The sequence below is a fragment of the Novosphingobium sp. YAF33 genome, assembly GCF_052113265.1.
GTDB lineage: Bacteria > Pseudomonadota > Alphaproteobacteria > Sphingomonadales > Sphingomonadaceae > Novosphingobium.
Map to the genome: position 1 here is coordinate 39,238 of NZ_JBFRCW010000005.1, position 18,334 is coordinate 57,571.

The window sequence follows — 18,334 nt, forward strand, 5'->3', positions numbered from 1 at the left end:
CGTTGCGGATGATCGCGGGTGTACCGGGGGTATTTTATATTTCCAACAGACCTGTTGTAAAAATGGCCGATCACGGTCCGATGATCGTCATGGCGAAGTTCTTTCCGGCGCCTGGGGTCATCGTCACAGGATCAGGGGCGCGGGTGGTGCCGCCCGGCGCGTTGGGGAGAAAGCCGGTCGGACCCGCAGCAAAAGCGGGCTTTCCGGGCGATGCGTCTTGAGAGTCGTTCGCGGGGAACAAGCGCGCCTGCGCAACCATTGCAACGCCAACAATCCCTAGCGAGGAAACGACCATGACGAAGACCACCCAGGACCGCAGCGCCTTTCTGACCGACGTGGAAACCCTGCGGGCCCGTGCCCGCAAGTCGCTGGACGACGGGGCGGTGATGCCCAGCTACCAGGGCGATGTCGAAAAGACGATCGAGCTGCTGCAGACAGTGGTGGCAACGGAACTCGTCTGCGTCCTGCGCTACCAGATGCACGCCATCGCGGCCGACGGCATCACTTCGAAGAGCGTCGCGGCCGAGTTCGAGGAACACGCCAAGAGCGAGCACGACCACATGCTGATGGCGGCAAACCGCATCGATCAGTTGGGCGGCGAGCCGAACCTGAACCCAGAGGGCCTCGCGTCGCGCTCGGCGACGGAATATGGCGACGGCGGAAATCTCGTGGAGATGATCAAGCAGAACCTGATCGCGGAACGGCTGGTGATCGAGCACTATCAGGAGCTGATCCGCTATTTCGGCGACAAGGATCCCACGACGCGCATCATGCTGGAGCACATCCTGGCCGACGAAGAAGATCACGCGGCCGACATGCACGACCTGCTCGTGGCGCACGAAGGCCAGCCGTTCCTGAAGGGCTGACACCTCGCCGGATCCGGGCTGTCACGGCCGGGGTAGGCGCGGGGGCGTCGCCCGGCCGGCGCTATTTGCCGGCGGTCTCTTTCGCGGGCAGCAACCGGGTCCAGCGCGCGTCCAGTGTGGCCTGCGCACCGCGCGCGCTCACCCGCGAGACCAGCGACACGCCGCGCAAGGTGATGCTGTGGCCGCCCAGCCAGTGGCCGGAGATGCTGTACCCGACATCGTAGATCGCCACGTCCTCGTGCGCGGTGCCGTCCACCAGGAAGCGCGTGGTGATGGCCACGGGCAGCCGTTCGTCGCCTCGGCTGTCATCGGGCAGGTGGGCTTCGTTTCGGGCCTTCTTCAGCGCCCGCTCGAACCAGGAAGCCTCGATCCGGGGCTCTCCCGTGGTTTCCGCAGGCGAGATGCCGAGCGGCGAGGGGAAGGCGAGGCGCTGGCTCTGGACGGACTGGTCGGCAAAGGCGGGCCTGAGCGCGATCTGATCGCCGCCGGAGCCTGACGACACGAGCACGAGTGTCGCCGCCTGTGTCGACGCGCGGCGGGCATCGGCGCTTTTGGACGCCTCGGTTTCGCTGCGCTGGCTCCAGCTGTTCCATAGAGTCAGGCCGGAAATGGTGACGGCGATCACTGTCAGCACTTCGCCCAGTGTTATCCAGCGGCGCCGGATCGCGGCGGCCTCGTTGGCACGGGCTTCGGCTGCGGCGCTAGCCTTGGGGTCGGGTGTGGAATCGGAATCCGGGGCGCTGTCGTTCACGGCGGCGATTCCATCATCCACGGCCATCGCCGTCAAGCGCAAGCTGTCTACCAGGTGCCGCCGCCCAGCGCACCTTGGCGATATTCCGCGATCCGGCGCAAGGTTGCGGGGGAAGTCGTGGTCGGCAGGCCGTCCAGCGCGAACCAGCCTGCCTGGGCGATCTCGGCCGTATCGTTGCGCTTCAGGCCGTCCGCGCTTCCGTGCGGAGTACGGGCGACGTAGATGACGATGTGATCGTCCTTGCCCTCGCCCCGGCTGTGGTAGACGCCCAGTATGCGTTCGATCGCGGGGCGGGAGATCGCCACTTCCTCTTCTAGTTCGCGCAGCAGGGCCGCCTCCACGCTCTCTCCCTTCTTCACCCCGCCGCCCGGCAGGTACCACTGATCCATATAAGTGTGCCGCACCAAGGCGACACGGTCGTCCCGGTCCAGCAGGACGGCGCGGACGCCGATGGTCCGGGGCCTGGTCACTTTCCAGACGATCCGCGCCGCCTTGCCGAGAAGCCGATGATGCAGCGCCATGAAAACTCCCAGGAGGCGGTGTCCGGCCGCATGTCGAAAGTGGACCAGCGCCGCCCGCCCGGCAAGCGGGATTGCCGCATTCCGGCCGTCCCGCGCGATTGCAAGGTCGCCAATTCGCCCCAGGCCGACTATCGCGCCCGATCGTTCGGTGAAAGGATGATGGGCGAACATGGCAGGATACGAACCGCCCCGCATGGATCTGCGCCTCTTGCGGCAATTCGTGGCCGTTGCGGAGGAACTGCATTTCACGCGGGCGGCCACCCGGCTCGGCATGTCGCAGCCGCCGCTGACGGCAGCGATCCGGCGGCTGGAGGAGGAAGTCGGCGCCACGCTCATCGAGCGCGGCCGCAAGACCGTGCGACTGACGCCTGCGGGGCTGGTCATGCTGGAGCAGGCCAGGCGGCTGATGCGGGCGGCGGAAGAAGCGCTGGCGCTCACGCGCGACACCGCGGAAGGCAAGCGCGGCAAAGTGCGGCTCGGCTATGTCGGCAGCRCCATGTACGGACGTTTGCCCGCCGCCCTGCGCGCCTTTCGCAGGGCCTGCCCCGATCTGCGGGTGGACCTGCATGAGATGACCACGGTCGCCCAGGTTCGCGCGCTGAGAGAGGGCACGCTCGATCTGGGGATCGTGGTTCCGCCGCTGTTCGACCTTGCCGGACTGCGCACGGCCTCTTTCGACGAGGACAGGCTGGCGATCGCCCTGCCGGTCGGTCATCCGCTGGCAGGCGGCGACGCCGTCAGTGTCTCCCGTCTCGTCCACGAGCCCTTCGTATGCTGGCCGCGAAGCGAAGGGCCGGGCTTCCATGACCAGGTCGTGAACTTGTGCGGCGAGCAGGGCTTCGCGCCGCAAGTGGAGCAGGAGGCGCACAGCATGCATGCCGTGCTTTCGCTGGTCGCGGTGGAGGCGGGCGTGGCGATCGTGCCGGCCAGCATGCGGCAGGTGCGCGCCGCCGAAATCGCCTATTTCCCGATTGCCGGGGACACCGCGCGCTTCGATCTTCTGCTCTGCCGTCCCGAAGGCAGCGTCCCGGCAGCGACCTCCCGACTGGAGGCCGCGCTGCTTCGATAGCCTGCGCCTATCACGGCGGCCTGTCATCGATATTGGACCGGGCCGTGCCTGCCCGCCATTTCGGCCGCGAACGAGGACAGGCATGATCGATTTTTCCGGACGAGTAGCTTTGGTGACCGGCGCCGGACGCGGGCTGGGCCTTGCTTATGCAAAGGGCCTGGCCGCGCGCGGAGCGACCGTCATCCTGCAGGACAGCGGCACGCTGGCGGATGGTTCGGGCCGGGATCCTTCCGTGGCGGAGGCTGCGACGCGGGCGCTGCGGGAAGCCGGCGCAACGGTCTTCGCGGCACCGGGCGACACGGCGAGCCGCGCGGCCTGCCGTGATCTGGTGGCCGAAGCGATAGGCGTCCACGGCCGGCTGGATATCCTCATCCACAACGCGGGGTGGGTGGGCTACCAGCCGATCGAGGAACTGGAGCCCGATTTCCACGCGCGGATGATGCAGGTCGGCGTCGATGCGCCATTGTGGCTGGTGCAGGCGGCCTGGCCGGCCATGCGCGAAGCGGCGTTCGGGCGCATCCTGCTCACCACGTCCGATCGGGCGATCTACCCGCAATATGCGCAGGCGGGCTTGGCCTCTTATGGCGCGGCCAAGATGGCGGCGATCGGTATCGCCAATATGCTCGCCCACGAAGGCCGGCCTTACGGCATTACCGCCAATGTGATCTCGCCCGTGGCCAAGACCCGCATGTGGGGCGTCGAAGGCGAGCCGGACGAACTGCGGCCCGACGCCGTCGCGCCCGGTGCGCTCTATCTCGTGGCGCCCGATTGCACCGCCAGCGGATGGGTCCTGCGCGCCGCGAACGGTCAATTTACCGCTACGCAGGCCCGTGAGGCGGCAGGCGTGACCTATCCCCGCGACCTGAACGCGCTCGCCGCCGCGACGCCGGAGGATCTGGCCGCGGTATGGCCGCGGATCGCGGCCGCATGGCCGGAAGCCCGTGCCGATACGCGCGGGCCTCTGGCGGCCAGCCCCTTGCAGGCTTCCTGATTTAGGTCCAACGGACCATGTTTCCCCCATTAAGCTCTTGAGGAGAACGGAAATTCAGAAGGTAGTTCAAGTGATCGTCGTCGTGCTGGTCGCGTTTACGGTCATGTTCGGCGGACGCTGGTACATGTATGTCGCCCAGGCCGAGAGCCCCTATGACGAAGTGGGCATCGCTCTCAACGGCTATATGCCGGGCCCGCTGCGGACCTGGGGTTGCCACAAGCTGAAGTCCCGTTTCGAAAGCCAATTGCCGCCCTATGGCTGCGGCGGTGCGGACGGTCGCACCTGGATCTGACGCAGGCCGGGCAGGGCGACGATCCGCGTCGACCTGCCCGCCGGGGCGTCCGCCTGGATGGAAAGCGGGGCCTCGATGGAAAACCGACCGACCGACCGGCTTCCGCTCGGATCGGCCCCACGGTGGAATTTGAAATGATACAGACTCGATTTGCGGCAACGCTGATGATCGCCGGACTTGCGGGCCTTCCGGCGCAGGCAGACGCGGCGCGGTCCCCGCTGCTCGCGCAGCCCGCGCAGGCACAAGTGCAGGCGCTCGAAAAGGCGCTGGCCTCGGCGCCTCCGGCCTTGAAGGCGGACGTGGCCGCAGCGCTGCCCACCCTGCGCCCCTACATCGCCACCCTCATGTGCGTGCAGGACGACAGGGCCACGCAAGGGCTGGTCGAGAAATTCGTCGGATCGCGCGGGACCGCCATGTTCAACGGCTGGGCCGGCGCGATGTCCCCGGCCAAGCGCATGCGCCACCACGACATGTCGGGATGCGTCACGGTCACCCGCATCCAGAACTGGAAGCGCGTCGCCGCCAACGAGTTCAGGTTCGACATCCTGTTCACGGCGGAAGACAGCGGCGAGAGCTATCTCTGGAACAATGTGGTGCACAAGGAACCGGACGGAACCTGGCTGATCGGCTGATCTTCCGGCAGGTCGGCGGGGCCGGACAGTGCGTCCACGGGGGCGCTATCGCTGTTCGCGCCGACCGGCCCCGCGCCCGAGGGGGAGAGCGGGAAGGATAACGATGGCGGCGATCATCGGCACTGCCAGGGCGATGCAATAGGCCGCGCGGCTCCAGCCGGCGGCCATCAGCATGCCGGCCAGATACGGCCCGGCCACCGCGCCGATCCGTCCGCCCCCCAGGCCGATCCCCGTCCCCGTGGCCCGCATCTCGGGCGGGAACACTTGCGGCAGGATCGTATAGAGGCAGGTGATCGCGGTGTTGAGGAAGAAGCCGGTGATGAAGGCCGCCGCGATCAGGGCGACGGCGCGCGGCGGCGCCAGTCCATAGGCGGTGAGCGCCAGCCCCATGCCCACGAATACCGCTGCGGACAAGTTGCGAAGGCCGAAGCGGTTCGCCAGCAATCCGAACAGAAGGCAGCCGATGGCGCCCGCGACGTTCATCATCATGGAGGCGTAGATACCGATACTGTCGCTGAAGCCCAGTTCCGAGAGTATCTTCGGCGTCCAACTGATCSCGAAGTAGACCGTTGCCATCACGCACATGTTGAGCAGCATGACCAGGACAGTGGCGGTGAGCATCCGGCGGCGGAACAGATCGGCAAAGCCGGGGCGGTTCTCGGCCGTCCGGGCCGCGAGCGGCGGCAGCCTGTCGAGCGGCGCGCGGCCGAGTTTGCGCTGGACCCGGTTGATCTTGTCCAGCGCGCCTGCCGGGCGGCGCGCCGAAAGGAACTGGATGGACTCGGGCAGCAGCCAGAGCACCAGGGGGACGAGCAGGGCAGCCGCCGCCGCGCCGAGCAGGTAGATCGATCTCCACCCGAAAGCCCCGATCAGCGGCACGGCGGCCAGAGCGCCGACAGTCGCGCCGACGGGATATCCCAGCGCCATGCAGGAGATCGCAAGGCTGCGGCGGCGCGGAGACGCATATTCCGCCACGACCGTGTTGATGCTCGCCAGGATGCCGCCGATGCCGAGGCCGGTCAGCACGCGGGTCGCTGCCAGTTGGCCGAGATCGCCGGCAAAGGCCGAGGCGAACATGCCGGCGGCGAGCAGGGCCAGGCAGAACAGGATCGCCGGCCGCCGCCCCAGCTTGTCCCCGAGCGGAGAGATGGTGAACGCGCCGATGCCCATTCCCGCCAGCCCGGCGCTGAACAGCCCTCCCACCTGGGTCGGTGCCAGGCCCCATTCGCGCGATATGGCCGGCGCGGTGAAGGCCACTGCCAGCACGTCGAAGCCGTCGAGCGCATTGATCAATACGCAGACGCCGATAGCGGCGATCTGGAAGACGGACATCGTCTCCCGATCGTCGGTCCCGATGGTGGGCGGCCCTGCCGCCGTGACACTTGCCATGGTCATCCTCTCCAGTCAGCATCCGCTGAAGCGGTGCTTTGGGGGGGATGCTAGGCATGCTGCCTGCGAACGCCCGTATCGCATTCATGCTGGGAGCTATGCCGCTCCTGTTATAGCGGCGCGGTGGCTAGAGGGAACGCCGAAGCGTTTCGCCCATGGCCATGCTGCTTTCCTGCGTGGTCGCGTGTTCGCGAAACAGCATTTCGGCGCGCAAGGCGTCGCCCGCGCGCAGCGCATTGACGATCGCGTGATGCTGGCGCTGGGCATAGCGCATGAGGTCCATGATCTCGGCGTCCTCCAGTTCTTCGAAGGCGATGACCGCGGGCGATGTGAAGGGCACGACGTTGCAGCGGGCGATGAGGTCCCGCAGCAGGGGATCGTCGGCGCCTTCCACGACAGCGGTGTGAAAGCGCTCGTTGAGTTCGCCGTAACGCTCTTCCAGCACTTCCGACAATGTCCCGGCCTGCAGCAGTTCGTCCACTTCGGCGATCAGCGGGGCCAGCGCATCGGCAATCGCCTTGCCTCGCCCGGCCAGCACGATGCTGCGCGCGGCATAGCCTTCCAGCATGGCGCGGAGATGCAGGGCCTGGAGGCTTTCGGCGCGCGTGAACGAACGAACCGCATAGCCGCGCACGCCCGCCTGGACCAGCAGGCCTTCCAGCGCCAGCGCAGGAAGCGCCTGGCGTATCGGCGTGCGGGACATCGCAAGCCGCTCCGCCAGCTCGACCTCGCGCAGCCGCTCGCCCGGCTTCAGCGTGCCGCGCAGGATCATTTCGCGCAGCCGGGTCAGCGCCGAAGACTTGGCACGAAGGGTGGTGGCGTCGTCCGGAAGAGAGCTGGTCATGGCGGCGAACCTACACACCTGCTGCGGACCCGCCAAGTTCCGTGGATCCAAAAATGGGATCCAAACTCGCCGTAAATCGACAATTATGGAAAGGTATTGACGTACTTTGGATCCAAAGTGATTATCGAGGCATCGAATCGCGGCTGAGATCGCAATCGGTTCCACAGGAACGGGCTAACAAGGAGAGGCCGGTGCACGGGCAATTGATCGACATGGTGGTGGCAGGCGTGCGCCAACTCACGCCGCGCATCCGGGAGTACGTCCTGGCCTCGGCAGACGGTTCTCCGCTGCCTCGCGGGGCGCCGGGCGCGCATGTGGAACTGCACATGCATTCCGATCTCAGCGGGCCGATCGTGCGGCACTATTCGCTTGTCGGCGGCCAGGGGCTCGCGGAGGATCGGGCCGATCATTACCGGATCGCCGTCCAGCGCGAGGATCGCCAGCGTGGGTCGGCGCATATCCACGATACTTTCGCCCCGGGAACGCGGCTCAAGGTCTCGCGGCCCAGGAACAACTTCCCGCTCGACTTGCGCGACCGGCGTAGTCTCCTGATCGCCGGCGGCATCGGCATCACGCCCATCTATGCGATGCTGCGAAGCGTGGTGCGGCGAGGGCGGCCCTTCGCATTCGTCTATGCCGGCCGCACGCAGGACCATCTTGCCTATGCCGCCGAAGGGATGGAACTGGCAGGTGCCGCGGGCAGGCTGCACGTCAGCGGTGATCCTGCGACCGACCACCTCGATATGGCCGCGCTGCTCGCCGCGCAGAGCGACGATACCACGGTCTACGTCTGCGGTCCCCTGCCGATGATCGAGGCCGTCCACACTGCCGCGCGGACCCTGGGCTGGCCCGATGCGCGCGTGCGTTCGGAGCGGTTCACCGCCGGTCCCGCTCCCGACGATGCGCCTTTCGCCGTCGAACTGCGGCGCACTGGTCGCACTGTCGAGGTCGGCCGAGACGCCAGCATCCTCGACGCCCTGACCGCCTCCGGCATCGATGTCCTCTCGGATTGCCGACGCGGGGAGTGCGGATTGTGTCCGCTCCCCGTCCTGGAAGGGGGAGAGCGGATCAGCCACCGCGACAGCTATCTTTCCGACGAGGAACGCGCCGCAGGGAACACGCTGTGCATCTGCGTGTCGCGCCTGCCCGGCGGCACCCTCGTACTCGACGCCTGACCGGAGACCTGACATGAACCAGATGACCGCCATCCCCGCCGCCGCCTCGCCGCTGGAAATGGGCCGCTTTGCCGACCAGAACACGCCGCTCGTGCGCAATTGCTGGTATGTTGCAGGCTTCGCGGACGAGATCAGCCGCGACATCATCAGCCGCCGGCTGCTGGGCGTGGACGTCGCGCTTTACCGGACCTTGGCGGGAGAGCCGGTGGCGGTGCGCAACCGCTGCCCGCACCGCTCCTTCCCGCTCGCCAAGGGGCGGCTGGAGGGCGACGTGCTCGTTTGCGGCTATCACGGCATGCAGTTCGATCCTTCGGGGCGCTGCCTGGCCATGCCCTCGATGCCGATCGTGCCGACCAATGCCAATGTCGCCGCTTTCCCCACCGCGGAGCGCGGCCCGTTGGTGTGGATCTGGATGGGCGACCCCGACCATGCGGACGAGGCGCTGATCCCGGATACGTCCTGGCTTGCAAGCCCCGAGTGGAAAAGCGTGCGCGGGGCCTATCACATCAAGTCGGACTATGTGGCGATGCACGAGAACCTGCTCGACCAGACGCATTTTCCGTTCCTTCATCCCGGCACCGTGGGCACGCCGGAGTTCGCGCGGTCGAAGCTGGACGTGCGGCTGGAGGGCGATGTCGTCGTCATCTACCGCGCGCTCAGGGATGCGCCGCCGCCGGGTATCTACGGCGTGCCGATGGGGCTGATGGACAAGCGCGTCGATCGTTTCTCGGAAGCGCGGTACGTCTCCCCGGCGCTCCACACCGCCTATGCCAGCGTCACGGACAACGCGGACGCTTCGGGCACGCCGAAGAAGTACCGCTTCAACATCACTCATCTCATCACGCCGGAAACGCAGACTTCGCTCCACTACTGGTGGTTCAATTCGCGYGACCGGAAGCTGGACGATGCGGAAGCGGACGCGTTCCTGCGCACGGCATCCGAGAAGGCGTACCTGGAAGACGTGGATGCGCTGGAATGGATCGCGCAGACCGTCGCGCAGGATGCCGAACCCCAGTTCGACCTGAATTTCGCCCCCGACAAGCCCGGCCTGCTGATGCGCCGTTCGATCTTCGAACGGGCCGAGGCCGAGCAGGCCCGCGGGCTCTGAGGAGACAGACATGGCCAGGATAATCGGCGGTATCGGCACGTCGCACGTACCCACCATCGGCGTCGCCTACGACAAGGGGCGTCAGGAGGACCCGGTCTGGGCCCCGCTGTTCGAGGGCTACAAGCCCGTCGCGAAATGGCTGGCCGAGAAGCAGCCCGACGTCCTGCTGTTCTTCTACAACGACCACGCGACCACGCTGTTCTTCGACCTCTACCCGACGTTTGCACTGGGCGTGGGCGAGCGCTTCCCGATTGCCGACGAAGGCGCGGGCCTTCGGGGCCTTCCGGATATCCGGGGGGACGTGGACTTCCAGGCGCATATCGGCGAAGCGCTGGTGAACGAGGAATTCGACCTGGCGTTCTTCCAGAACAAGCCGATCGACCACGGCATCGCCTCGCCCCTGCCGCTGCTCTGGCCGCATGAGCCGGACTGGCCCGGCACCGTCGTACCGATCGCCATCAACGTCCTGCAATATCCCCTGCCCACGGCCCGGCGCTGCTACCGGCTGGGGCAGGCCGTGCGCCGCGCGGTGGAAAGCTACCCTGAAGACCTCAAGGTCGTCGTCGTCGGTACGGGGGGGCTTTCGCACCAGATTCACGGCGAGCGAACGGGCTTCAACAATACCGAGTGGGATCTCGATTTCCTCGAAACCTTGCGTGACGATCCCGAGCGGCTGACTCAGCTTACCCATGCGGACTACGTGCGACTGGGCGGCGCGGAAAGCGTCGAGCAGATCATGTGGCTGGCGATGCGCGGCGCGCTCGGCGCTTCGCTGGAGGAGATGCACCGCAACTACTACCTCATGACCACCACAGCGATGACCGTCGTCACTTACGAGGAACGCGAGACTGCGGCGGCGGCGCAGCAACGCGAGCAGGAGGCCGCCTGATGTTCACGCAGAACCCGCAGACCGTGGGAATGCCCGAGGGCACTTACGTCTTCGACTTGCGCACCTGCAACCGCCGCCTCGCGTTCAACCGCTTCTTCTGGAACATGATCCGGCCCGAGGCGCGCCAGGCTTTCTGGGACGACGAGGAAGCGGCGATGCGCGCGGCGGGTCTCGACGAGGAGGAGATGGCGCTGGTGCGCGCGCGCGACTGGCTGGGCATCGTCCAGGCCGGCGTCAACTTCTTCGTCCTCGAAAAGTGGGCCCGCGTCGTCCGGAAAACCAATCTGGAAGTCTACGCGATCATGCGCGGCGAGAGCTTCGAGGAATTCATGCAGACCCGCGCCGTGCCGCACGCACGGTGAACGGGGCTTGGGAGAAAAACCATGACAACACAGACATTTCCGATGAACGCCTGGTATGTCGCCGCGTGGGACGCGGAAGTTGGGCGCAGCCTGCTGTCGCGCACGATCTGCAACCGCAAGATGGTGCTCTATCGCCGGCAGGACGGCACGCCGGTGGCGCTGGAGGATGCCTGCTGGCACCGCCTGGTGCCGCTCTCGATCGGCACGCTCCAGGGTGACGACGTACGCTGCGGCTATCATGGGCTGGTGTTCGGCCCCAACGGGCGCTGCACGCACATGCCCTCGCAGGAGACGATCAACCCCTCGGCCTGCGTGCGCGCATTCCCGGTGGCGCAGCGCCACCGCTTCGTCTGGGTCTGGCCGGGCGATGCCGCGCTGGCCGACCCGGCGCTCATCCCCGACCTGCCGTGGCCGGACCACCCGGATTGGGCGGGCGACGGCAGCATGACCGAGGTCAAGGCCGACTACCGCCTGGTGATCGACAACCTCATGGACCTGACTCACGAGACGTTCGTCCATTCCTCCAGCATCGGCAACGAGGCGCTCGCCGAGGCGCCGTTCGATGCCTATCACGGCGAACGCACCGCGCGCGTCGAACGCTGGGTGCTGGACGAGGAGGCGCCGCCGTTCTGGGCTGGGCAGCTCGGCAAGCCCGGCAAGACCGATCGCTGGCAGGTCATCAACTTCCTGGCGCCTTCGGTGATCTATCTGGAAGTGGGCGTGGCGCCCGCCGGAACCGGCGCGCCGGAGGGTGATCGCTCGCAAGGCGTGGACATGCGGGTGCTGCACTTGCCCACCCCCTCGACCGACAAGACCTGCTACTATTTCTGGGCCCATCTGCGAAACTACAACATAGGCGATCAGGGCCATACGCGCCGCGTCCTCAATGCAGGCGGCGGCATCATGCTGGAAGACGAGACGGTGATCGAAGCGCAGCAGCGCGCCATCGACGAGCATCCCGATCACGTCTTCTACAACCTCAACATCGATGCGGGCTCGATGTGGGCGCGTCGCGCCATCGACCGCATGATCGCGGCGGAGAGTGCGCCGGAAATGGCGGAGGCTGCGGAATGAGCGGCGAAATTCCCGCCGGTTGGCAATCGGGCCGCGTGACCTCCATTCGCGATGTCACGCCGACCATTCGAGAGTTCGGCATCGTCTTGGACCGCGCCGCCGCCTGCCCGCCCGGCAGTCACGTCAAGGTGCAGGTCGATGTCGGCGGCAGGATCGACCAGCGGTCCTATTCGGTCGTCGGCCAGGAGGGTCCCACCTTGCGCATCGCCGTGAAGCGCCAGCCGGAGAGCCGGGGCGGCTCGGCCTATATGTGGCGCCTCCAGCCCGGTGACGCCCTGGCCGTCGCGCCGCCGCGTTGCGATTTTCCGCTCATGCATGGCGCTCCGCATTACCTGCTGGTGGCCGGAGGTGTCGGCATTACGCCCATGGTGGCGATGGCCGCGCAACTTGCGGCGCGCGGAGCAGGCCTGCGCATGGTCTATGCGGCGCGCTCTGCCGACGAGTTCGCCTATGGCGAGGAACTGGCCGGGTTCCTGGGTGACCGGCTGACCCTTTTCGCGTCCGATCGCGGCGAGCAGATCGACATCGCGGACGAGATCCGCCGCCTGCCTGCGGACGGCGAACTCTACATGTGCGGGCCGCTGGGGCTCATGGAAGCGGTACGCAGCGCCTGGGAAGAAGCGGGCCGTCCGCGCGCCGGGCTGCGCTACGAGACGTTCGGATCGAGCGGCAGCCACGCGGCTCAGGCGTTCACCGTGAAGCTCCCGCGCCTTGGCGCAGAAGTGCTGGTCCGCGAGAACGAATCCATGCTGGATGCGCTTGAAGCGGCAGGCGTCGAGGTCGTTTTCGAGTGCAGACGCGGAGAATGCGGCCTTTGCGCGGTCGATATCGTCGAGACGGAAGGCGAGATGGATCACCGCGACGTCTTCTTCTCTTCGCGCCAGCACCGCGAAAACCGCCAGATGTGCGCCTGTGTCTCACGCGTGGCGGGGGGCAGCGTGACGATCGAACCGGCGTGGCGAGGCGACGATGCCTTCGCTTTCGGCGGACCTGAACTTTCCATGGGAGAACCTGCATGAGCAGCAATCGCGGCGTCGTCTATCTGGAACCCGGCAAAGTGGAGGTCCGGGACATCCCCGACCCCAAGTTCGAGGATCCGCGCGGCCGGAAGATCGATCACGCGGTCATCCTCAAGATCGTGACCACCAACATCTGCGGATCCGACCAGCACATGGTGCGCGGCCGGACGACCGCGCCGGCGGGTCTGGTGCTGGGCCACGAGATCACCGGCGAAGTGATCGAGAAGGGCGCCGATGTCGAGATGCTCGACGTGGGCGATCTGGTCTCGGTGCCGTTCAACGTCGCCTGCGGCCGCTGCCGCACCTGCCGCCACGGCGACACCGGCGTGTGCCTGACCGTGAACGACGGCCGTGCCGGCGGGGCTTACGGCTATGTGGACATGGGCGGTTGGATCGGCGGACAGGCGCGCTACGTCATGGTGCCCTATGCCGACTTCAACCTGCTCAAGTTTCCCGACCGCGACCGGGCCATGGCGAAGATCCGCGACCTGACGATGCTGACGGACATCCTGCCCACCGGCTTCCACGGCGCGCTCAACGCGGGCGTGGGCGTCGGTTCGACCGTCTATGTGGCAGGGGCAGGGCCGGTGGGCCTCGCGGCAGCGGCTTCCGCCCGCCTGCTCGGCGCGGCCGTGGTGATGATCGGCGATTTCAACCCGGATCGCCTGGCCCATGCCAGGAAGGTCGGTTTCGAGCCGATCGATCTCTCCAGCCACGATCGGCTGGGCGACCTGGTGGAGCAGGTAATCGGCGTGCCCGAAGTGGATAGCGCCATCGACGCGGTCGGCTTCGAGGCGGTCGGCCACGGCGGCAAGGAGCAGCCTGCCATCGTGCTCAACCAGATGATGGAAGTGACCCGCGCGGCCGGTTCCATCGGCATTCCGGGACTTTACGTCACCGAAGACCCCGGCGCGCACGAGGCACAGGCGAAGACCGGCAATCTCAGCCTGCGATTGGGCCTGGGCTGGGCGAAGTCGCACAGCTTCCACACCGGTCAGACTCCTGTGCTCAAATACAACCGGCAATTGATGATGGCCCTGCTGCACGACCGTCTGCCCATCGCCGACATAGTCAACGCGCAAGTGATCTCGCTGGAGGATGCCCCGAAGGGCTACGAGACTTTCGACAAGGGCGCCGCCGCCAAGTTCGTCATCGACCCCAATGGCATGGTGGCATCCTGACTTGGCGCACTATCTCGAGCAAAGGCTGAAGATCCGCCATCTGCGGGTGATCGACGCGCTGGAGCAGCACAAGAGCCTGCTCCGCGCGTCGCGTGCGTTGCGGGTCAGCCAGCCCGCCCTGTCGCGCACCTTGCAGGAGGTGGAGGAAATCATCGGCGCCGAAATATTCGAGCGCCATCCTCGCGGCGTGCGGCCCAATGCCACGGGCGCGGTCCTCACCGCGGGCGCGCGCAAGCTGCTGACCACCATTCGCGAGCTGGAAGGGCAGCTGGACCGGCTTTCCGATGGCCAGCGGCGAACCATCCGCGTCGGCGCGCTTCCGGTGGCCGCGCACGGTCTGCTGCCTGCCGTTCTGGCCAATGCCGGCGAACAGGCCGCCCGCCTGACGATCTCCGTCATCGAGGGCAAGACCGACCAGATGATCCCGGCGCTGCTGTCAGGCGAAATCGACGTCATCGTTGGCCGCCTCTATCCCCCGTCGCAGCCTGACGATCTGGTTCGCCGGGTGCTGTACGACGAGCCGATCTCGCTGGTGGCCCGCAGCGACCATCCGCTTTTCGCGCTTCCCTCCGTCAGCGCCGCGGACGTGCAGCGCTATACGCTGGTGCTGCCGTCGGTCAGCACGCTGATGGAACGCGACGTGCGCGAGATACTGGAACAGCTTCGGCTGGATACCGATGCGGCCGTGCAATCGACATCGGTGGGCTTCATGCGCGAACTGCTGCTTTCGGGCACGTTCGTCAGTGCCGTGCCGCGAGTTCTGGTCGCGGGCGACCTCGCGCGCGACACGATGCGCATCCTGCCGGTGGCAGTGCCGTCAGCCCCGCGCCCGGCCGGCATCATCCACCGCGGACCGCTGGGAGAGGCTGGAAAGCTGCTGCTGGCGGAACTGCAACGCGAAGTTGCCCGGCTGGAGGAAAGCGACATCGTCGAAAGCGTGGCCTGACCCGACATCAGAAGCGGAAATCGGCCCAGAAGCCGAAGTAGTCCGAACTGCGTCCGCCGCCGGACTGCAACGAATCGCTGGCGATGAAGTGCGTGAAATAGGCGTGGAAACTCAGGTTCTTCGTCGCCAGATAATCGGCCTGGAGGTTCAGCCCCGTCCCCACGAAGCGGCCGCCGTCCGTCGGGCGCAGAAGCGGAAAGTTGGTCGGCCCGGCATAGACCGCGTCGGCCGCCGTGGCGCGCCAGAACAGTTCGGGTCCGCCGACCAGCGAGAGCTTCTTGCTCGGCTTGAGCGTCAGCGTGGGCGTCACGTCGATCAGGTTGGACATGTTGAGCCATCCCGCATCGCTGTAGAGCGGCGTGCGCGGGAAAGGCGGTGCGAAAGTGCCGATCTTGCCGTCGTTCGGATCGTCATCGCCGCTGAACCAGTTGAACCGGCCGCCGAGGCGCGGCTTCATCGGAAGATCGGCGAAAGTGTAGCCCCCCTCCAGCAGCATGCCCCAGGCCTGGATCTTCTGGCCGGCGAAGCTGCCACTCTGGTAGGTGCCTTCCGCGTCCCAGTCGAAGCCGCTGGCGCGCCCGGAGAGGCGCAGGCCCCAGCTCTGGCGGCTTTCGGTTCCCGTCAGCGTGGTATAGCGGGCGTTCTCGCGGTAGAGATCGTACCAGTAGAGGTCGACCGCCAGGTTGGGCGCCAGCAGCCCCGGCGCGCTGGCCACGTAAACGCCGTTGAAGTGGCGTCCATTCTCGGGGCCGTCGTCGAACATGCCGGGTTCGAACGTCACCGGCTTGACCGCGAAGGCATCGACCCGGACCTTCCCTTCCTCGATCAGCGTCCCGCGAATGCCCTGATAGACGTAGCGCACGTTCACGCCGTCTCGCAGGCCGACCAGCTTGCCATTGCCGATCGGCATTTCGAAACGGCCCGGACGCAGGGTCAGCTTTGTGGTGTCGCCCAGCGGCAGCGTCACGTCGATGAAGGCCTGGTTGATGTCCAGCTTGTCGCGGTTGGGCGGCGTGGCGAATGTCTCGAAGAATTCGCGGTTGTCGCCCAGTTCGAGGAAAGCGCGCACGTTGCGGCCCAGGTGCAGGTCTGCCACCAGGCGAAGGCGCTGCTGCAGGGCGGAGAGCTTGTCCTTGCCCTTGGCGCCGAGGTTGAGCGCGCTCCAGTACGTATAGTTGTAGCGGGCCTCGCCGCCGATCGAGAGATAGACCTCGGGATCGTCGCCCAGCGGCAGATAGCGCAGCGCTTCCAGCGGAGAAGTGCGCTTGGCGGGATTGGCCAGGCAGGTCCAGTCCTCGGTCCAGCGCAGGCTCTGCGGGGTGCAGGGCGTTGCCGTCCGCCCGCCCGGTACCGGCTCCGGGATAGGCGGCGAGGCGGGCGGCGGGACCGGTGGCGGGGCGCCGATCTCCACGGGGGGAAGGGGACGCATGGCGCGTTCCTGCGCAGCGGCGGCGGTCACGATCACCGGCACGGGGACAGGGGTGAGGACAGGCGGGGCGCCCGGCGCAGAAGGGACTGCAGAGGCGGGCGCGGCGGAAGATGCATCGCGGTTCGGCGCCTCGCCGCCGGCCTGCTGCGCCAAGGCGGGCTGGGCCAGCGCCAGCAGGGCGCAGGCAGCCGTCATCTCTGGGAAAAGCCCAAGGGCCATTCGGGAATCCTCGTCTATCGGAAGGGTATGTCGGTGCAGGAACATGCCCGGCGCCTTCCCCGTCACGATGGAGGGGAGGGCGGGCACGAAGGGCCTGGCTAACGCAGTGCGGCTGTCATGGTGCATCCTCTTCCGCCTGCTGTGCAGGTCGCTTCTGTCTTCGCGGCTCCGATGGAACCGATGGGCAGAGGTTACGCATCGATCCGGCCATAGGGCGTATGCTTTCCGCCAAGGCCGCTATCACCAATTGCGATAGCGGCGACATGCCGGAAGCGCATAACGTGGCGCGGCAATTGAATAGGACCGGATCGTCCCGCAGTGCTCTACCCGGTGGGACAACCCGGCAACCAGCGAGCGCTTGTGCGACAGACGATCATCCTGCTTCCCGGCCTGTTGTGCGATGCCTGCGTGTGGGAACATCAGGTGGAGCACCTCGGCCGATCCTACGAGGTTCAAGTGCCCGACCTGCGGCATTTCGACAGTATCGCGGCCATGGCGCGCCATGTGCTGGAGCAAGCGCCCGCGCGCTTCTCGCTGGCCGGCCATTCGATGGGCGCGCGGGTCGCGCTGGAAACGGTGCGGATGGCGCCGGACAGGGTCGAGCGACTGGCGCTGCTGGACACCGGCATTCATCCCGTCCGCCCGGGCGAGGCCGAGCGGCGTCAGGCGCTGATCGAGCTTGGCGAGCGCGAAGGCATGGAGGCCCTGGCAAACGTCTGGCTCCCGCCCATGGTGGGCAAGGGTCGCCTCGATGCCGATCCGGAACTGAACGACCGTCTTCATGCGATGGTGCACCGGATGGGCGCTGCGGTCCATCGCGGCCATATCGCCGCGCTGCTGGGACGGCCCGATGCGGTGGCCGCCCTTGCCGCAGTGCGCTGCCCGGTGCTGATCGGCGTCGGAAGCGAGGATGCGTGGAGCCCGCCCGCCCAGCATGAGGAGATCCTCGCGGCGCTGCCGGGCTCGCTCTACGTGGTGTTCGACGGCAGCGGCCACATGGCGCCGATGGAAGCGCCCGAAGCCGTGACCGCGGCGCTGGAACGATGGATGGCATTGCCCCTGAACAAGGAAGCGGGAACCGCATGACACGCGAGGTTCAAGATATTTCAAACGCTTCGGAGATACCCGGCGCTGCAGGGAGCCTGGCGATCGAGCAGGCCGTCGTGCGCCAGATCCATCGTTTTGCCCAGGCGAACGATGCGCACGATCACGATGCCCTGGCTGCCATGTTCACGCAGGACGGCACGTTCGCTCGGCCGACGGCACCCGGCGCCCCGGTCTGCGGACGCGAGGCCATACGCGCCTTCTTTCGCGACCGCCCGGCGCGGCGTACCCGCCACGTCATGGCCAACACCGTCGTCGACGTGCTGGGCGCGTCGCGCGCCCGTGCGCGCAGCTATGTCGTGCTCTATAGCGGCGAGCGCGGCGAGACCGTTCTGGTGGGTGACTTCGATGACGAACTGCACCTGGAGCCGGACGGCGTCTGGCGCTTTGTCAGCAGACGCGGATCGCTGGCATTCGCGGAGTGACGGCGCCCCGGCCCAGGTCTTGACGGTTCGGAGCGGCACCGTCCGAGC

At 67.0% G+C, this 18,334-nt stretch carries 21 protein-coding genes; 16 read left to right on the forward strand and 5 right to left on the reverse strand.

The window, feature by feature from the left end; all coding sequences use genetic code 11:
* Positions 1–2 precede the first annotated feature (2 nt).
* Both AB4Z00_RS11310 and AB4Z00_RS11315 read left to right on the forward strand, forming a co-directional pair.
* Positions 3–221 (forward strand): hypothetical protein, encoded by a 219-nt coding sequence (locus AB4Z00_RS11310; RefSeq protein ID WP_442045996.1) that lies wholly within the window; start codon positions 3–5, stop codon positions 219–221.
* A gap of 72 nt (positions 222–293) precedes the next feature.
* Positions 294–866, forward strand: a complete 573-nt coding sequence (locus AB4Z00_RS11315) for a ferritin-like domain-containing protein (RefSeq protein WP_134094264.1) — start codon at positions 294–296, stop codon at positions 864–866.
* 61 nt (positions 867–927) lie between these two features.
* On the opposite strand, the gene AB4Z00_RS11320 is transcribed toward AB4Z00_RS11315, so the two are convergent.
* Together AB4Z00_RS11320 and AB4Z00_RS11325 are read right to left on the reverse strand one after the other, a co-directional pair.
* Positions 928–1,617: a hypothetical protein gene (locus AB4Z00_RS11320; protein ID WP_442046213.1), complete on the reverse strand. Its 690-nt coding sequence runs from the start codon at positions 1,615–1,617 to the stop codon at positions 928–930.
* Positions 1,618–1,664: 47 nt separating this feature from the next.
* Complete coding sequence (locus AB4Z00_RS11325; protein WP_442045997.1) at positions 1,665–2,138, reverse strand: NUDIX domain-containing protein; 474 nt, start codon at positions 2,136–2,138, stop codon at positions 1,665–1,667.
* Positions 2,139–2,307: 169 nt separating this feature from the next.
* On the opposite strand from AB4Z00_RS11325, the gene AB4Z00_RS11330 reads away from it, so the two are divergent.
* The 4 genes from AB4Z00_RS11330 to AB4Z00_RS11345 all read left to right on the forward strand — a co-directional run bounded on the left by AB4Z00_RS11330 (position 2,308) and on the right by AB4Z00_RS11345 (position 5,122).
* Positions 2,308–3,207, forward strand: a complete 900-nt coding sequence (locus AB4Z00_RS11330; protein ID WP_442045998.1) for a LysR substrate-binding domain-containing protein — start codon at positions 2,308–2,310, stop codon at positions 3,205–3,207.
* Between the two features lie 82 nt (positions 3,208–3,289).
* Positions 3,290–4,198 (forward strand): SDR family NAD(P)-dependent oxidoreductase, encoded by a 909-nt coding sequence (locus AB4Z00_RS11335; RefSeq protein ID WP_442045999.1) that lies wholly within the window; start codon positions 3,290–3,292, stop codon positions 4,196–4,198.
* 70 nt (positions 4,199–4,268) lie between these two features.
* Positions 4,269–4,490, forward strand: a complete 222-nt coding sequence (locus AB4Z00_RS11340) for a hypothetical protein (RefSeq protein ID WP_442046000.1) — start codon at positions 4,269–4,271, stop codon at positions 4,488–4,490.
* 134 nt (positions 4,491–4,624) lie between these two features.
* Positions 4,625–5,122, forward strand: coding sequence for a hypothetical protein (locus tag AB4Z00_RS11345; protein ID WP_442046001.1), 498 nt, complete (start codon positions 4,625–4,627; stop codon positions 5,120–5,122).
* A gap of 45 nt (positions 5,123–5,167) precedes the next feature.
* Here AB4Z00_RS11345 and AB4Z00_RS11350 read toward each other — a convergent pair whose 3' ends face one another.
* On the reverse strand, positions 5,168–6,511 hold the full coding sequence (locus AB4Z00_RS11350; protein WP_442046002.1) for an MFS transporter: 1,344 nt from the start codon (positions 6,509–6,511) through the stop codon (positions 5,168–5,170).
* 127 nt (positions 6,512–6,638) lie between these two features.
* A complete protein-coding gene (locus tag AB4Z00_RS11355; RefSeq protein ID WP_134094269.1) occupies positions 6,639–7,355 on the reverse strand; it encodes a GntR family transcriptional regulator in 717 nt (238 codons plus the stop codon).
* Between the two features lie 191 nt (positions 7,356–7,546).
* Between AB4Z00_RS11355 and AB4Z00_RS11360 the strand changes: the two genes are divergently transcribed.
* The 8 genes from AB4Z00_RS11360 to AB4Z00_RS11395 are packed head-to-tail and all read left to right on the forward strand — an operon-like array spanning position 7,547 to position 15,109.
* A complete protein-coding gene (locus AB4Z00_RS11360; protein WP_442046003.1) occupies positions 7,547–8,530 on the forward strand; it encodes a PDR/VanB family oxidoreductase in 984 nt (327 codons plus the stop codon).
* A 13-nt stretch (positions 8,531–8,543) separates the two neighbouring features.
* Positions 8,544–9,638 (forward strand): Rieske 2Fe-2S domain-containing protein, encoded by a 1,095-nt coding sequence (locus AB4Z00_RS11365; protein WP_442046004.1) that lies wholly within the window; start codon positions 8,544–8,546, stop codon positions 9,636–9,638.
* A gap of 10 nt (positions 9,639–9,648) precedes the next feature.
* Positions 9,649–10,527, forward strand: coding sequence for a gallate dioxygenase (locus AB4Z00_RS11370; RefSeq protein WP_442046005.1), 879 nt, complete (start codon positions 9,649–9,651; stop codon positions 10,525–10,527).
* Positions 10,527–10,889 (forward strand): hypothetical protein, encoded by a 363-nt coding sequence (locus tag AB4Z00_RS11375; RefSeq protein ID WP_442046006.1) that lies wholly within the window; start codon positions 10,527–10,529, stop codon positions 10,887–10,889. The genes AB4Z00_RS11370 and AB4Z00_RS11375 overlap by 1 nt, the downstream gene beginning before the upstream one ends.
* A gap of 21 nt (positions 10,890–10,910) precedes the next feature.
* Positions 10,911–11,963: an aromatic ring-hydroxylating dioxygenase subunit alpha gene (locus AB4Z00_RS11380; RefSeq protein ID WP_442046007.1), complete on the forward strand. Its 1,053-nt coding sequence runs from the start codon at positions 10,911–10,913 to the stop codon at positions 11,961–11,963.
* Positions 11,960–12,982: a PDR/VanB family oxidoreductase gene (locus AB4Z00_RS11385; RefSeq protein ID WP_442046008.1), complete on the forward strand. Its 1,023-nt coding sequence runs from the start codon at positions 11,960–11,962 to the stop codon at positions 12,980–12,982. The genes AB4Z00_RS11380 and AB4Z00_RS11385 overlap by 4 nt, the downstream gene beginning before the upstream one ends.
* Positions 12,979–14,163 carry a formaldehyde dehydrogenase, glutathione-independent gene (gene fdhA, locus AB4Z00_RS11390; RefSeq protein WP_132266986.1) on the forward strand — a complete coding sequence of 395 codons (1,185 nt, stop codon included), beginning with the start codon at positions 12,979–12,981 and terminating at the stop codon, positions 14,161–14,163. Before AB4Z00_RS11385 ends, fdhA begins: the two co-directional genes overlap by 4 nt.
* A 1-nt stretch (position 14,164) precedes the next feature.
* Positions 14,165–15,109, forward strand: a complete 945-nt coding sequence (locus tag AB4Z00_RS11395) for a LysR substrate-binding domain-containing protein (protein ID WP_165921430.1) — start codon at positions 14,165–14,167, stop codon at positions 15,107–15,109.
* Positions 15,110–15,116: 7 nt separating this feature from the next.
* On the opposite strand, the gene AB4Z00_RS11400 is transcribed toward AB4Z00_RS11395, so the two are convergent.
* Complete coding sequence (locus tag AB4Z00_RS11400; protein ID WP_442046009.1) at positions 15,117–16,757, reverse strand: alginate export family protein; 1,641 nt, start codon at positions 16,755–16,757, stop codon at positions 15,117–15,119.
* 360 nt (positions 16,758–17,117) lie between these two features.
* Here AB4Z00_RS11400 and AB4Z00_RS11405 point away from each other — a divergent pair, with 360 nt between their 5' ends.
* Entirely contained in the window at positions 17,118–17,843 is a 726-nt protein-coding gene (locus AB4Z00_RS11405) for an alpha/beta fold hydrolase (RefSeq protein ID WP_442046010.1), read from the forward strand.
* Positions 17,840–18,286: a nuclear transport factor 2 family protein gene (locus AB4Z00_RS11410; protein ID WP_442046011.1), complete on the forward strand. Its 447-nt coding sequence runs from the start codon at positions 17,840–17,842 to the stop codon at positions 18,284–18,286. Before AB4Z00_RS11405 ends, AB4Z00_RS11410 begins: the two co-directional genes overlap by 4 nt.
* The last annotated feature ends 48 nt before the right edge of the window (positions 18,287–18,334 follow it).

Coding starts and splice junctions, on each gene's coding strand:
- AB4Z00_RS11315 (WP_134094264.1), top strand. CDS start 294: ATGACGAAGACCACCCAGGACCGCAGCGCCTTTCTGACCGACGTGGAA.
- AB4Z00_RS11325 (WP_442045997.1), bottom strand. CDS start 2,138: ATGGCGCTGCATCATCGGCTTCTCGGCAAGGCGGCGCGGATCGTCTGG.
- AB4Z00_RS11335 (WP_442045999.1), top strand. CDS start 3,290: ATGATCGATTTTTCCGGACGAGTAGCTTTGGTGACCGGCGCCGGACGC.
- AB4Z00_RS11345 (WP_442046001.1), top strand. CDS start 4,625: ATGATACAGACTCGATTTGCGGCAACGCTGATGATCGCCGGACTTGCG.
- AB4Z00_RS11355 (WP_134094269.1), bottom strand. CDS start 7,355: ATGACCAGCTCTCTTCCGGACGACGCCACCACCCTTCGTGCCAAGTCT.
- AB4Z00_RS11370 (WP_442046005.1), top strand. CDS start 9,649: ATGGCCAGGATAATCGGCGGTATCGGCACGTCGCACGTACCCACCATC.
- AB4Z00_RS11375 (WP_442046006.1), top strand. CDS start 10,527: ATGTTCACGCAGAACCCGCAGACCGTGGGAATGCCCGAGGGCACTTAC.
- AB4Z00_RS11380 (WP_442046007.1), top strand. CDS start 10,911: ATGACAACACAGACATTTCCGATGAACGCCTGGTATGTCGCCGCGTGG.
- AB4Z00_RS11385 (WP_442046008.1), top strand. CDS start 11,960: ATGAGCGGCGAAATTCCCGCCGGTTGGCAATCGGGCCGCGTGACCTCC.
- fdhA (WP_132266986.1), top strand. CDS start 12,979: ATGAGCAGCAATCGCGGCGTCGTCTATCTGGAACCCGGCAAAGTGGAG.
- AB4Z00_RS11400 (WP_442046009.1), bottom strand. CDS start 16,757: ATGGCCCTTGGGCTTTTCCCAGAGATGACGGCTGCCTGCGCCCTGCTG.
- AB4Z00_RS11410 (WP_442046011.1), top strand. CDS start 17,840: ATGACACGCGAGGTTCAAGATATTTCAAACGCTTCGGAGATACCCGGC.